General features: G+C 34.3%; 12 protein-coding genes. 7 read left to right on the forward strand and 5 right to left on the reverse strand.

What is annotated here, in order from left to right; translation table 11 throughout:
• Position 1 precedes the first annotated feature (1 nt).
• Positions 2-1,111 carry an efflux RND transporter periplasmic adaptor subunit gene (locus PSA_RS21020; protein WP_042143533.1) on the reverse strand — a complete coding sequence of 370 codons (1,110 nt, stop codon included), beginning with the start codon at positions 1,109-1,111 and terminating at the stop codon, positions 2-4.
• Positions 1,112-1,132: 21 nt separating this feature from the next.
• On the reverse strand, positions 1,133-1,858 hold the full coding sequence (locus PSA_RS21025) for a TetR/AcrR family transcriptional regulator (protein WP_042143531.1): 726 nt from the start codon (positions 1,856-1,858) through the stop codon (positions 1,133-1,135).
• Between the two features lie 691 nt (positions 1,859-2,549).
• Between PSA_RS21025 and PSA_RS21035 the strand changes: the two genes are divergently transcribed.
• Entirely contained in the window at positions 2,550-5,336 is a 2,787-nt protein-coding gene (locus tag PSA_RS21035; protein ID WP_052379862.1) for a pre-peptidase C-terminal domain-containing protein, read from the forward strand.
• A gap of 100 nt (positions 5,337-5,436) precedes the next feature.
• Here the strand turns inward: PSA_RS21035 and katG are convergent, their stop codons facing one another.
• Positions 5,437-7,656, reverse strand: coding sequence for a catalase/peroxidase HPI (gene katG / locus PSA_RS21040; RefSeq protein WP_042143525.1), 2,220 nt, complete (start codon positions 7,654-7,656; stop codon positions 5,437-5,439).
• Between the two features lie 168 nt (positions 7,657-7,824).
• On the opposite strand from katG, the gene PSA_RS21045 reads away from it, so the two are divergent.
• From PSA_RS21045 to ggt, 4 genes are all read left to right on the forward strand, one after another.
• On the forward strand, positions 7,825-8,736 hold the full coding sequence (locus tag PSA_RS21045; protein WP_042143523.1) for a hydrogen peroxide-inducible genes activator: 912 nt from the start codon (positions 7,825-7,827) through the stop codon (positions 8,734-8,736).
• 435 nt (positions 8,737-9,171) lie between these two features.
• Entirely contained in the window at positions 9,172-9,687 is a 516-nt protein-coding gene (locus tag PSA_RS21050) for a GNAT family N-acetyltransferase (RefSeq protein ID WP_042143521.1), read from the forward strand.
• 601 nt (positions 9,688-10,288) lie between these two features.
• Positions 10,289-10,651 carry a GNAT family N-acetyltransferase gene (locus tag PSA_RS21055; protein ID WP_269432882.1) on the forward strand — a complete coding sequence of 121 codons (363 nt, stop codon included), beginning with the start codon at positions 10,289-10,291 and terminating at the stop codon, positions 10,649-10,651.
• Positions 10,652-10,888: 237 nt separating this feature from the next.
• Positions 10,889-12,652, forward strand: a complete 1,764-nt coding sequence (ggt, locus tag PSA_RS21060; RefSeq protein ID WP_042143519.1) for a gamma-glutamyltransferase — start codon at positions 10,889-10,891, stop codon at positions 12,650-12,652.
• Between the two features lie 33 nt (positions 12,653-12,685).
• On the opposite strand, the gene PSA_RS21065 is transcribed toward ggt, so the two are convergent.
• Entirely contained in the window at positions 12,686-13,390 is a 705-nt protein-coding gene (locus PSA_RS21065) for an SOS response-associated peptidase family protein (protein ID WP_042143516.1), read from the reverse strand.
• 897 nt (positions 13,391-14,287) lie between these two features.
• On the opposite strand from PSA_RS21065, the gene PSA_RS21070 reads away from it, so the two are divergent.
• Positions 14,288-14,725, forward strand: coding sequence for an N-acetyltransferase (locus PSA_RS21070; RefSeq protein WP_042143513.1), 438 nt, complete (start codon positions 14,288-14,290; stop codon positions 14,723-14,725).
• A gap of 268 nt (positions 14,726-14,993) precedes the next feature.
• Positions 14,994-15,161 (forward strand): hypothetical protein, encoded by a 168-nt coding sequence (locus PSA_RS27365; RefSeq protein WP_371257866.1) that lies wholly within the window; start codon positions 14,994-14,996, stop codon positions 15,159-15,161.
• A gap of 25 nt (positions 15,162-15,186) precedes the next feature.
• On the opposite strand, the gene PSA_RS21080 is transcribed toward PSA_RS27365, so the two are convergent.
• A complete protein-coding gene (locus PSA_RS21080; protein ID WP_052379861.1) occupies positions 15,187-15,672 on the reverse strand; it encodes an NUDIX domain-containing protein in 486 nt (161 codons plus the stop codon).
• Positions 15,673-15,688 lie beyond the last annotated feature (16 nt).

Here is a 15,688-nt window from a genome sequence, read left to right on the forward strand (position 1 = left end):
TTCATGCTCCAGTACTAACATTGGATTTAAGGGCTATCTCTTCTTTGGGGTAAACTAATAGGCCTTCACGTAATTTAAATGCACCTTCTGTTGCTATCTTTTTACCTACCTCAATACCAGATTTGATTATTTGTTGATCCTTTAACCGTTTGCCTAATTCTACCTGTACACGATGCGCGCGATACGCTTGGTTGTTGTCTTTTTCTAAAGTGAAAAGATAGTCGCCATTTTGATTACGACTCACAGCTGAATTTGGCACTAACATAAGTTGTTTATTTGTGCTTAGAATTTTAATGTCGACTATTTCATTATGCTCGTACCATTGACGACCATCGATCAGTTCGGCTCTGTACTTCATATGTCTTGATTTGTTATTGATCTGACTATTTTTGGCAATGACTTTTGCTAATTTATAATTTTCAAGGGGATCATTGATTGCTTTAATCATTATTTGATCGTTAATTGCGAGTTTTGCTTTAGTTTGGGCTAACTGGAAATCAATCCAAATAGTGGTTTCACTGCCTATTAATGTTGTAATAATTGAATTTGTTGCTATAAATTGACCGACTTGATATGTATCTAAGCCAACAACACCATCAAATGGTGCGATAATATGTTTTTTGTTAATAATCGCTTTAAGATTCTCTGCGTTTGCTTTATTAACTTTTAATTGCGCGTTTGCAGTATCAAACTCTTGTTGGCTGACTTTGTTTTGCGAAAATAGTTTTTTCATTCGATCGAAATTATTACCAGCTAGTGCTAAATTAGCATTCGCTGCGTCTAGCTGTGCTTTTTCTTCAACTGTATTTAAAGCTAAAAGTAATTGTCCTTTTTTTACTTTTTGGCCTGCAGTAAAGTTAACGGTTGTGATTATGCCAGACAGTTCGTTTTGCAATTGAACAACTTGAGTTGCAGAAACCTGGCCAGTTGCTTTTTCACTAACTTGGTAAGCTGTTGTTGATGTGGTTATGCTATTAACTGTTGCTGAGGGTTCTGGGAAGGATTCACCCATAGCGATTGCAGCCTGAATTTGTTGAAATTTAACAAACCCTAAACCAGCAACTGTAACTGCAATAATAAAAATGGTGGTTAACCAACGAGATAATTTCATATATTTCTCCGAATAGGGTATTTATCTTAAATTTTGTTCAATTAATAGATTGGCAACTTTAGAGATACCATTTGAATCAAGTAGTGCTTTCCATTGGTATGAATTAATGAGTCTTTGTAAGCTTCTTATCGCAGGGGCATCAATTGCTAGTGGCTCATTTAATGAGTCAGTCCCGTCTGATATATGTCGAATTTGAACAATGCGGCCGACATATTGGTAACCCATTAGTAGTGCCCAACAACCCAGATTGATTTCCTCAATCATTTGATCAGTATTGCCATTTAATGTTAATTCTCCAGAGTAAGCTGCCTGGTGCATGCATTTATTAAATACTTTTTCACATTCTTCATTTGCCTTGATCATTTTGTCAGTCCAAAGTGATGAGGCACGACTGATCACAAGATCGTTGGCTGCAAATGACTCTAATTGACTATCAAAAGGGTATACCTGAATTTTTGTTGGGTTGAGCAAAGCGATGGCGGCAATTTTTTCTGGCGTTGTTAGATCCATAGCTAAAATTTGTTTGAAAATATTACTTTGGTAGTGAAAAACTCTTGTTGCTAAGGCGAAAATAATATCTTCTTTACATTGCACATGTTTGTAAATTGAACCCATAGATAACTTAGCCGCTTTTGATATAGACGACATTGTAAAATCTAAAAGTGAAGTTTCAGCAATACATTCTGCTGCTGCATTTAAAATAATTTCTTCTTGTTCTTGAGGACTATATTTAGGTGCTGGAGCCATTAATTTTACTCTTTTAGTAATTATAACGGCATTTGAATTCTATTCGAACGCCGTTCGAATGTGGTTATTTTTGTTCTCATAAGTGTAAAAGTCAAGTGTTTGTTTATAATGTGAGGCTCCAGTGGGGTTATAAATCCTAAATGTAAATCTTGAATGTAAGGGAGAATATGATGGCTAAAATATTTTATGGGAATAAGATACTGAAATGTAAAATGAGGCTTGTTTAATACTCTTATATTAATAATGCCATGATTAACTTGATTGTTTATGCCTTTCTTTATAGCCAATAAAAACAGTAGAAATACTATAAATTTGATCGCTATTTGGGTCATTGATTCTAGCTTAAAATCTATATGACAAAGTTAAAAGTGCAATATGCGGCTTAGTTATGAACTCTTAAATTCTGTTATAAAAAATAAAAAACTATTTATTTTAAGAATATTTTCCAATTACTAATTTGAATTTTTTTGTTGAATTGCAGGAATAGTATCCAACTTTTAAATTTGCAAAGTGCATGATTTGATTTGTTCAGATTTGTTAAATACCTTTTGTACCAGATGGTTACATTTTCATTACAAGTTAGCTAATGCTAATGACTGTCATTGTGATTAAGTTAATGGTTAATTTTATATTAATTTAAATATAGAGGCTGGAACTTCAGTTGAGGTGAAAAATACAAGAGGTACAATTAATGAATATAAAAAATACAATAATAACAAGTTTTAAAGCAGTATTTTTAAAGCTTAGTTTAATGATATTAGCATGCGCACTTTCTTATAATGTGCATGCTAATATCAGTGAATTAATAAAAGTTGAAATACCACCCCTAACTAAAAGAGATATTATTTATAACCATGATGAAATGCTGAATTTCAATATTAAAAATTATCTGAATTCAAATGCACCTCATTTAAATCAGTATGCTGAAATAATCTCACATCATGCTGGCCGCACTTCAATTAGCCCCCAATTGATAATGTCTTTAATTGAATTTAAAACACAGCTAATTTCAAGCTTTAATTCTGGAAAATATATTGATAAACCTTTTGGATTACTTTCTAATAAAGTTGGTTTTTCACAGCAAGTAGAAGACATAACTACAAAATTAAATACTCTTTTATTTTCAAGTACAGTAAGTACAAGCCGACAAAATAAAATAACCGATGCACATGCAAAAATTGCAATACAAAGTTTATTATCTTTGTCTCCTGAATCGCTAGATGCGAAAAGAATAATAGAAATTAAAAGTGTATTGTTTTCATCATATAAAAATGCATTTCCAATTATGGCTGTTAGTGACGTTGTAAGCACTGATGTGCCAAACTTACCACCCGTAGATTTATTGCAGTTTCCATTTCCTGTTGGCGAGTCTTGGCACGTGGGTGGTACTCATAGTTATGAAGCCGCAATTGATTATAGCAATGGTGGTGGTTGGGGCTCTGATGTTTCACATTTATGGGTTTCAGCATCAGCGCCAGGCACTGTTATTATTCATTCATCATGCTCAATAGAAGTGATTCATGACGGTGGTTGGTCAACGAGTTATTATCATGTTGATAATATAAGAAATCAAAATCATGATCGTGTTGAGCGTAATCAAGCGATTGCGAATTATGCTAATAATTCAGCACAAGCTTTATGTCAAGGAGGTTGGTCTGGAGGCCCTCACGCCCATGTTACCTTGAAAAAAAATGGTACGCCTTTTAGCTTAAATGGTGTCACACTCTCAGGTTATAAAGTACATGCTGGTAACAGTGATTATGATACAAATTGTAATAATTACTGGCTAGAAAAGAATGGCCAAAAATTTTGCTCTGCGTGGTTTACTAATCCAGGTGTGGGTTCAGTTGAGCCTATTGAGGTGATTACGCTAATTAATAACCAAATTACAAATAATTTAATCGCAACAAAAGGACAATTAAAATATTACAAAATAGATTTACCTACCAATATTAAATCATTTAAAGTCAAAACATCAGGTGGTACTGGTAATGTTGATATCTTTGTTAATAAAGGGGCTATAGCCTCAGAACAGCACCATAATTGCAAAGCAAAAAATATCAATAATAATGATGAATGTACTATTACCACCCCAGAACAAGCTAGTTGGTATGTTACTTTATCCGCGACAACTAAATATGAGAATGTGAGTTTACAGATCAGTTATAACGAAGTAGTGGAACCCATTGTAACGAATTTGATAAACAATCAATTATTAAACAACTTAACTGCCGATAAAAATGAATCTAGACTATTTAAAATTGCAATACCTGAAAATGCGCGTAATTTAAGTGTCAAATTATTTGGTGGTAGTGGTGATGTTGATTTATATCTTCGAAAGGCAGTTACACCCACAGAAAAGTTATATGATTGCCGTTCATATAATAATGCAAATACAGAAAACTGTTTGATTTCCGAACCTACTTCTGACACGTGGTATATTTTATTGCTAGCTTATAAAGCTTATAACGGCGTTTCTATAGAGGTAAATTATATTGAAAAGGAGGCTGAACAAGTTGTTGTCCCTTTGAGTAAAGGACAGGTTATCTCAGATTTATCTGCAAGTAAAAATGAATCTAAACACTTTAAAATCAACATTCCAATTGGAGCGACTAATTTTACAGTCAATACTATTGGTAGTTCTGGTGATGTCGATATATATTTAGCTAAAAATATGATTGCAACAAGCAGTATTAAAACTACAGAATGCAGTTATGGTACAGGCAGTCAAGAGCAATGTTTAATATCAAAGCCAAGCGAAGGGGATTGGTACATTTTACTTCATGCGTATAACGCATATAAAAATGTGACTTTACAAGCATCATATTCGCCTCATAGTGAAACGACTGACTCTAAACTCAGCAACAATGAAATAAAGAGTGGGATCTCTTTAGATACTGCAAAGTTATCGTATTATACAATTGAAGTACCTATCGATGCTAAAAATCTAACTATTAGTACATTTGGTGGCTCGGGCGATGCAGATCTATATATTAAACATGCTAGTAATCCAACAATTACAAATTACAAATGCCGTTCCAATAGTGATGGTAATTCTGAAACTTGTGTTGTTGATAATCCAAGTGTTGGCGTTTGGTTCATAATGTTAAAAGCATACAGTCGTTTTAGTGATTTAAATCTTCAAGCTAAGTATACCACATCAATGAATAATACAAGTGGATCACTTATGAAAAATAACATTTCAATTTTAGTTGGTCGGTGGCAGTATTACGCAGTTAATATACCAGAAGATATGAGTTATTTTTCAGTGCGAACATCTGATGGAACAGGTAATGCAGATCTTTATTTGAGAAAAGAGAATAAACCAACTTACACTCAAAATATTTGCCGTTCTAACGGAAGTGATAATACTGAAAATTGCAATATATCAACACCTTCAGCGGGAGTTTGGTATATTGGTATATTTGCATATGGTAGCAGTGCATCAGGAGTTAACTTACATGCTACTTGGGAATAATAGAAGGTTATAAAGATTCAATAGACTCGAATATTCAAGGCAATCGAGTCTATTGAATCTTTTTTCGCTATTTTCGAGGGGAGAAAAAGGCTAACTGAATTTACTTTAAATCAAATCTATCTAGTTGCATGACTTTAACCCAAGCGGCTACAAAGTCATTTACAAACTTTTTATTAGCGTCATCTGATGCATATACTTCAGCTATTGCTCTGAGTTCAGTGTTTGAACCAAATATGAGATCAACTGGCGTTGCTTGAAACTTAAGTTTACCCGAAGCACGATCACGCCCTAAATAAATGCCAGGTATATTATCTTTTGTCCATATGGTAGACATGTCTAATAAGTTTACAAAAAAATCATTGGTTAACACACCCGGTTTGTTAGTAAATACACCTAATGCCGAACCATCATAGTTTGCATTTAACACGCGCATACCACCAACCAGCACTGTCATTTCTGGCACGTTTAAACCAAGCGTATTTGCTTTATCAATTAACATTTCTGCTGGTGACATGTAACTTTCATCAGAATAGTAATTTCTAAAACCATCGGCTGTCGGTTTTAAATAGTTAAATGATTTAACATCAGTTTGAGCTTGTGTCGCATCAGCACGTCCCGGTGTAAATGGTACTGTAATGTTATGGCCAGCCTGTTTGGCTGCATTTTCAATTGCAGAAGCACCACTTAAAACAATTAAATCAGCAAGTGAAATCTGTTTATTTGACGATCTTTTATTGAACTTAGCTTGGATTGATTTGAGTTTTGTTAGTACTGTTTTTAACTGCTTAGGGTTATTTACAGCCCAAGTATTTTGTGGAGCAAGATTTATACGCGCACCATTTGCACCACCTCGCATATCGGTTATTCGATGGCTAGAAGCGGCAGCCCATGCTATTTTTACCAGTTCTGAATTATCTATGCCAGAGCTTAAAATTTGCTTTTTAAGACTATTAATATCTTTTTTGGTGATAAGTTTATGATCAATGCTTGGAATAGGATCTTGCCAAGATAAAACTTCACTTGGTACTTCTGTGCCAACATATCTAGCACGAGGGCCCATATCACGGTGGGTTAATTTAAACCATGCTTTGGCAAATGCTTTATCAAATTCAGAAGGGTCTTTTTGAAAACGTAAAACGATTTTTCTAAATTCGGGGTCTTCTTTTAATGCGATATCGGTAGTAAACATAATAGGTGCATTACGCTTATTTGGAATATGCGCATCAGGTACTAAGTTGGCGGCAGCTTTGTTATCTGGGAACCACTGTTTAGCGCCTGCTGGGCTTTTAGTTAATACCCAATTAAAGTTCATTAGGTTATCTAAATAATTAGATGACCATTGTGTTGGTGTGACTGTCCAAGCGCCTTCTAAACCGCTTGTTATGGTATCAGCACCAACACCTGTACCACATTTATTTTTCCAACCTAAACCTTGCGATTCAATATTGGCTGCAGCGGGCTCGGCACCAACACACTTATTTGGCTTTTTAGCGCCATGTGCTTTACCTAAAGTATGACCGCCAGCAATTAAAGCGACTATTTCTTCATCATTCATCGCCATGCGAGCAAATGACATTCTAATGTCATTTGCTGCTAATAATGGGTCTGGTTTGCCATGTGGGCCTTCAGGATTAACATAAATTAAACCCATTTCAACGGCTGCAAGTGGGCCTTTTAATTTGCCTTTTTTATCGCGGCGTTTATCTGATAGCATTTTTGTTTCAGGGCCCCAGTAAACTAGATCTGGCTCCCAATCATCGGCTCTGCCACCGGCAAAACCAAAGGTTTTAAAACCCATAGATTCAAGGGCGACATTGCCTGACAGTACCATTAAATCGGCCCAAGATATTTTACGACCGTACTTTTGTTTTACAGGCCATAATAATCGACGTGCCTTATCTAAATTGGCATTATCTGGCCAGCTATTAAGCGGGTCAAACCTTTGTTGTCCACCAGATGCGCCACCACGACCATCATGAACACGATAAACCCCAGCACTATGCCAGGCCATTCGGATCATTAATGGGCCATAATGCCCCCAATCAGCGGGCCACCAGGTTTTTGAATCTGTCAGTGTTGTCTGAATGTCTTTTTTTAATTGTTTTAAATCAAGCGTTGCAAACTCTTTAGCATAATTGAATTGTTCGCCATAAGGATTTGATTCGACACTGTGTTGGCGAAGCGGGCTTAAGTTTAGTTGCTCAGGCCACCAAAATTGATTGGTTTTTGCTTCAGTAGTCGCTACTGCTGCTGGAGAAATCATCATAGATGAGAGGGCAACAGAGATAGCAGCTGCGATAGGGAGTGATTTTTTTAACATTGTTTTACCTCAGATACATCATTAATTTTGATTGATATAAATCTTAGAAGTAAAGGTGTCGCTTTTATAATTGATAAAATAGAAGATAACGTTCGATTTTTTAATAGTGCACTATGATGACTTACTGATTAAACTCTTTGAAACGGTATTAAGAAACACCATAAAATTATGATTTCATTAAAACAATTACACTATGCATTAGCGATTGAAAAAACGCTGCACTTTAAAAAAGCGGCAGAAGCGTGCAACGTATCGCAATCGGCTTTAAGTACAGCAATCAATGAACTGGAAAAACAGTTAGATATCACCATTTTTGAGCGAAATAACAAGCAAGTTTTAATCACCAATGAAGGCAAGTTGATTCTAGATAAAGCACGAAAAGTAAAAATAGAATTAGATGAATTATTGCAAATCCCTCAGATCAGCAAAAAAGCATTTTCTGCGCCTATGAGTATCGGCGTGATCCCAACAATAGGGCCATATTTACTACCAAAAGTTTTGCCTGAAGTACGTGCTAAATACCCTGAATTTAAACTTAAAATAATTGAAGAACAATCTCATGTGCTGGTGGATATGGTTCGCAATGGCGAGCTTGATGCGGCTATTTTAGCATTGCCTTATCCAATTGAGGGTTTGATGAGCTTTGACTTTTGGCGAGAAGATTTTTATTGGGTGTGTCACAAAGATGAATGCCCAAGTAAAGTGCAAGAGATCACCAATGAAGAGTTAGAAATTGATAAATTAATGTTATTAAAAGACGGGCACTGCTTAAAAGAGCACGCATTAGCCGCATGTAGTTTACAAAATAAAAATCAAGAGTCTGATTTTGATTCCGCCAGTTTACATACTTTAATTCAAATGGTTGCAGGTAAATTAGGTACTACCTTAGTGCCACAAATGGCATTAGATCAACTTACTTATAATGAATCAGAACTGCGAGCGATACACTTAAATGAACCAGGACCACATAGAACAATCGCTTTAGTGATCAGGCCAAATTATGTGAGAACGAAAGAATTAACGTTATTACAAAGTATTTTTACGGAACAACTATCTGAAAAGTGTGGTTTAAAAAACTGAAATTTGTAGGTTCAGTTTTTTAGAATGCTATCTTCAAATTAACTTGATTTAATAAATCAGAAAAATACAGCACACTGGTTTTGTCTTAAATATCCTAGGTAAATAATATGAAAACACTATTAAATAACATTAAATCAATCTTTACAGAAAAGACTGAAAAACAACAAGTAAGCCAATGTAATTACCCTAACAATTATTATGGCGATCAATGCTGTCAGTCTTAAATTTTGATCCTCTCTTTAATAGGGTTGGCATATAAAAATCGCGCCAACTCTATAATTTAAATTTTGTTCTTATCAATACAATTTTAAATATCCTTATTCGTATTAATTCAATTCATATAAAATCAATATATTTCATTATTTGTTTGGTTCACCATGTTATATGGTGAACCCCAGTGGCAAAATAATAATATCTATAAAAAAGGAATATTTGATGAGTAAAATAATTACCACATCAGACAGGTTAATAATCAGAGAGAAAGCTATAGAAGATAGTGAGTTTATTTTACAACATTATAACGAACCATTATTTATAAAAAATATCGCGGATAAGAAAATTTATACTCTAGAAGATGCCAAGCAATTCCTTATTAATGGGCCAATAAAAAGCTATCAAGAAAATGGCTTTGGCATGTTTTTAATCGTATTGAAAGACTCTAATACGCCTATTGGTTCTTGTGGACTAATGAAGCGAGACAATACTGATGACATCGATTTAGGCTATGCACTTATGAGTGATTATCATAAGCAAGGGTATGTGCTTGAAGCTGCAAAGGCAGTGCTGGCATTTGCAAAAAATGAAATAAAACTGACTCATATTCTTGGTTATACCACTTTAGATAATACAGATTCTATGAATGTATTAAAAAAACTTGGCTTTAGTGAATTAGGTGAAAGTAAGTTAGCTGGTTACGATACACCGAGTATTAAATTCTCTCTCGAACTTTAAATTTTAATCTCTATTTAGAAAAGGACATTCAAATGAAGTGCAAGTTAGTAGATGTTTTTGCCAAAGAAAAGCTTTCAGGAAATGGATTAACCATCTTTTATTACTTTGCTGGTCATCCTTTAATTGGTTTAGCTGCACATTTGCATTAGGTATTTGGTCAAGATGAATCACATACATGGCATGTAAAACTCAATACAAAAACCGTTAAGCTTAAAACAACTAGGTTAGATAGCTATTTTGAAGCTGCAATGGAGCAGGGCAAGGCTTTGATTGCAGATAATGGTATCTCCCTTCTTAAAATCAATAACGCAGCATAAATCATTTTTAAACCAACCTTTTAGGCATTTCACAGGAACTTACTCTCTGCGTTCCAACTTATTAAAAGGGAATGCCATTCTTGCAAAGTAGCTTACATAGACTTTGTTTAATCAAGGTGTGAAAAAATCAATCTGTATTGGTTTTTATTTTATATTTCTGTATCTATTTTGATTTTTAATTCTTTTTATAATCATTTTTAAAAATTATTTGAGAAGTAAAAAATGAAAATAGAATTAACCACATCGGCTTCAAAAGAAGACGCAAAAACTATAAGCAAGGTATTATTGAGTTTAATAAAAAAGCAATTGCAGATCTTGAGCCAAATCAAGCTGAAGTTAACTTTTCAGTATTTGCTCGAAATGATATGAATGAAGTAATAGGTGGAGTACGTTGTACCTGTTACTGGAATACATTGCATATAGAAGTATTATGGCTTTCAAAATCCTGCAGAGGGCAAGGCATAGTTAATAAACTTGTAAAACAAGCAGAGCTGTTTGCCATCGAAAACGGCTGTGAAAAAGCATTTGTAGAAACTACAAGCTGGCAAGCAAAACCTTTTTATGAAAAGGCTGGTTATGAACATGTAGCCACTTTGCCTGATAGACCAAAAGGGCACGCATCTCAGTATTTAACTAAAATGTTATAAACGCATTTAGCTCTGTTTCCCAATGTAACCTATACACTTAGGTTATGATTGTCTTATAAATTTGAAATAGATTTTATATGCCGGTAAGTTAATTTGTTTAACTGGCATTGTTCTTATTGCAATGTAAATTTATTAATCAAATACGAATTTTAAGTGCAAAGTATTCAGTGGTTTAAATGTTTAAAAATTGGGCTTAAAAAAAATTATAAATATGTGTTTCAAGTAGGATAAGTATAAATGGTACAACAAAAACGCCTCTTAGTTAAAAAAATAGCATTAAGTGCGCTATTAGTAATGAGTGCAAGTCAGTTAAGTGCAGCAACAAAAAGTCATATTGATGATAGCGCAGCAATTATTCGATATGACACTATACATCATCCTGTTATCGGGGAAGATGGCATGGTTTCAAGCCAACGTATGCTCGCAAGTGAAATTGGTGCACAGATATTAGCGCAAGGTGGAAATGCAATTGATGCTGCAGTTGCAACAGGTATTGCTTTGGCTGTGGCATTACCAAGAGCGGGGAACTTAGGTGGTGGTGGCTTTATGCTTGCGTATATTGCTGAAGAAGATAAAACGATAGCAATCGATTATCGCGAAATGGCACCTAAAAAAGCACATAGAGATATGTTTTTAGATAAAGACGGCGATGTAGATAATAAAAAAGCACGTTTTAGTCATTTATCATCGGGTGTACCAGGTACTGTTGCAGGTTTGTCATATGCTTTAGAAAAGTATGGCACTATGAGCTGGAAGCAAGTAGTCACACCTGCAATAAAACTCGCTGAACAAGGTATTTTGGTATCATATGATCTATCCGAAAACCTGAAAAGCCGTAAAGCTTGGCTTACTTCAAACAAAGCAACTGCCGAGGCATATTTTAAAGCGGGTGGCGATGCTTACCAAGTAGGTGAAACCTTAGTGCAATCAGACCTTGCTTGGACTTTGAAACGCCTTGCTGAAAAAGGGCCATCAGAGTTTTATCAGGGTGAAATTGCCAAACGTATTGTAAAAGATATGGCTAAAAACGGTGGTTTAATCACGCTTGATGACATGAAAAGCTACAAAGTAGCTCAAAGAGAAGCGATCACAACAACTTATAATGGTTACCAAGTTGCTTCTATGCCACCAACAAGCTCAGGTGGTGTACACGTAGCTCAAATGCTTAATATTCTGGAACATTTTCCTATAAAGGAAATGGGGTATGGCAGTGCTGATGCAACACATTTATTATCTGAAGTAATGAAGCTCGCTTACGCAGATAGAAGTGAGTATTTGGGAGATCCCGATCACTTTGATGTGCCAATTAAAGGTATCACTAGTAAGCTTTACGCAAAAGAGTTAGCAAATAAAATTTCACTTTCAAAAGCTAAACCTTCAAGTGAGATAAAACCAGGTAATCCAGCACCTTATGAGAGCCCAGATACAACACATTTCTCTGTAATGGATAAATATGGCAATGCGGTATCAAACACTTATACGCTTAATTTTTCATATGGCTCTGGCATTGTGATCCCTGGCACTGGCATATTGATGAATAACGAAATGGATGACTTTTCTTCAAAACCTGGTGTGCCAAATGGTTTTGGCTTAATTGGCGGCGAAGCGAATTCAATTGCGCCATATAAACGTCCACTTAGCTCAATGACACCGACTATGATTTTTAAAGATGATAAACCTTATGTAGTTACAGGTAGTCCAGGTGGTAGCCGCATTATTACAACTGTTTTACAGGTTTTAATTAATGTCATGGATCATGATATGAACATTGCTACTGCAGTTCATGCGCCTAGAGTGCATCATCAATGGTTACCTGATAGATTAGAGCTAGAACCTGGGTTTAGCCCTGACACTTTAAAATTATTACAAGGTAAAGGACAAAATATTAAGCAAGGTAAAACGATGGGTAGTGTGCAATCTATTATGTTTGATAATGGTTTGTTTTATGGCGTATCAGATCCTCGCAGGCCTGATGCCGGCACAGTTGCTGTTAAACTCTAATATATTGTGCTTTAAGTTTAAAAACGGGAATTTTTAAAATAAATTCTCGTCTTTTATTATGAGTTGTGGTGAGCCAAATGCATTGTAACGCGCTGGTTTATCTATTTGTTGCGCAATTAAATTAGTTGGTATATGAGGGGATAACAAAGGCTCAAATTGTGAAGTATCATTAAATTCAGGATTTAACCAAGCATTAATAAGGTTTTGATCTTGAGGTAAAATAAGCGGCATGGCTTTACTGTGAATATGTTTCAATTTTGAGTGAGGTGGTAAAGTGATCACTGAACAACTTAATTTAGTTTCGCCAGTAATATTATGGCGCCACTCTTTATAAAGCCCTCCTAATAATAAACCGCCTTTTTCTGCTTGCATGTCGTAATAGTGAATCGGCTTTTTATTTTCAAATTCTGTTTCACCAAATCCCTTAACAGTTAATATACAACGAGAATTTTTGTATGCTTGAAACCCTGCACTGTTTGGTGTGTTTAACTTGTCGTATCTGGTATTAAATGATGTAAATTTGGATGGTTTAAACCCTGTATCGGTTTGATCTAATAATAGCCACCAAGTAGCGTTTTCCACTCGGCGCTGTTGCCCAATATTTCTCACAATAGACACTTCTTTTGCAGCTGATTGAAAGCGGCTATCAATCGGCCTATCAATAATTTTATTGATTTGTAAGCTGGTATATAGTCCGCGAACTTCACTATCAAAAATGGCATTTAGCCTACCGCACATTATTTAACTCACTTAACTAGTCTTAATTTATGTTATTTTCGACCTATATGACATTAATAGCTAGGTCGAATTTTAAATGGAAAATACTTCCTTAAAAATAATGTTGAATTTTTGAATACATTTTAATTTGTTAAGCATACATAAACAGGTTGGCGGTTAGAAACTGATAATGAACTTAATACCACTTAGGTAAAAAAAACTAATTAATGTTAGGAAGTTATATCAAAATGTCACATCGTGGCTAAAACTGGATGAGTCTAAGAATAATTTAGCAGAGTTGAAAATTTAGACAGCAATTAGATCGTCTCATTTCATATGTTATTGACGAAAATTCATCTAATAATGAAACTTTTAATAAAATCGTTATTATTTAGCTCTGAAATTATAAAGTATAAAGTTCTTTATAAATGGGCTTTGTAACATTGTTTTAAACGAGTTATACAAAAGTTACCCACTGAATCTGTGCATAAGTTTTTAATAGAGAACAACTTGTGGCAATAAATATTGTTGCCTATTACTGCATTTTAAATTGGCTAGAGTCTATTTTTAACTTTATATAGCCAAGCTGACTAGTTAGTATTCAAAATACTTTGAAGAAATTAATAATCTGTATTTAACTATTTTAATTAATTTATTTTTTGCAATAACACACTTTAAAAGTGATTAAATTTACCGCGATGCTATTTTAAACTGATTTTGTTTTAATTTTAGCTAGTAGGAAATTTATAGAATAAGGTAATTTGTAAGGCGCGTTAAATAATTATTGATGTCTCGCCACAACATAGGTTTACGTGAGTTATGTAGTTTAAAGTTTAATTAAAAAATCTATTGAAAAATTGATGGATAGATAACATATATGGCTAGTACCTATTATATTTTAAATTTAAAGGAATAAGTGTGAGTATAAAGCTTAGTACTGTCACAAAAGAAAATTATGAAGCGGTTTGCGAGCTTGATGTATTAGAAGAGCAAAACGATTACGTGGCCTGTAATATGTGGTCGTTAGTTGAGGCTCAATTTAATGATGGATATGAAACTCGCGCCATTTATTTAGATGATAAAGCGGTTGGTTTTTTTATGTGGGTACTTGAAACCTCAGAAAAAATATCGATTTGGCGATTTATGATCGATCATAAATATCAACAAAAGGGCATAGGACGAAAAGCACTTAATTTGGCTCTAAATGAAATTAAACAAGTCTCAGGATTAACAGAAATAGAGATTTGTTATAACCCTAAAAACCCAGTTGCTAAGTCTTTTTATTCCAGTTTTGGCTTTAATGAAACAGGCATGGATGAAGATGATGAAGACATGCTTGCCGTTATAATATTATAAACAGTTTTAATATAATTAGAAGGTCATTTGGCGGAAGAACGCTGTCGTATTTAAGACACATTAACAGAGCAATAAGGAGTAATGTTTAATGAAAGTAGATGATATAAGAGTATTTTTACCATGTAAAAATTATGATGTTTCTCAATGATTTTATCAAAAACTTGGGTTTACGCTTACCTTTATAACGGATGATTTATCTTTACTGGAAAATGGCGAGTGCAGTTTTTTTCTTCAGAGGTTTTACAATGCTGAACTTGCAAATAATCCAATGGTGCAGCTAATCGTATTGGATATAAATGATGTATTTAATCAAATATCTAATATTGAAGGATTTGATATTAAATATGAACCAATAAAGTCTGAGCCTTGGGGGAAAGTCATTTATTTATGGGGACCTTCAGGAGAGCTTTGGCATATTACAAAGTTGAATGATTAAATTGCTCATTGAGATATCACTTTTGCTAATCAGCGACTTCAACACCTAAGTGGACAGGGATGATTTGTTGCTCTTTTAGTTTATCCCAAAGTAAGTTTTTAAGCTGTTCAGGAAATACTTTTATTGATTGCAACTCAGCTCTTGTAAACCATTTTATTTCTGTGATTAAGTGTTCTGTATTTTGAGTGTTGGCTATATTTTTTAAGCTTACTTCACCTTGAATAGAATTAATTAAATAATATTGTTCGACATGGTAAATGTTGCTACTTTTTTCAAAAAACTCTTGAATAAACATTAAAGGTCCAACTTCAGCGGTTAAGCCCGACTCTTCAAATACTTCGCGTTTTACAGTTGCTTTTGTTGAAGTATCAATTTCTTCTAACCCTCCACCTGGAGGAGCCCAATATTTATAATTTGCATGTTTATGCTTTAGTAACATAATTTTGTCATCAACAACTATAATACCTGCAGCTCTTATTCGATGTTTCATAATGATGTTTTTATTTTTCATGATTAATCGCCCAACA

The organism is Pseudoalteromonas sp. '520P1 No. 423', from assembly GCF_001269985.1.
Taxonomy (GTDB): domain Bacteria; phylum Pseudomonadota; class Gammaproteobacteria; order Enterobacterales; family Alteromonadaceae; genus Pseudoalteromonas.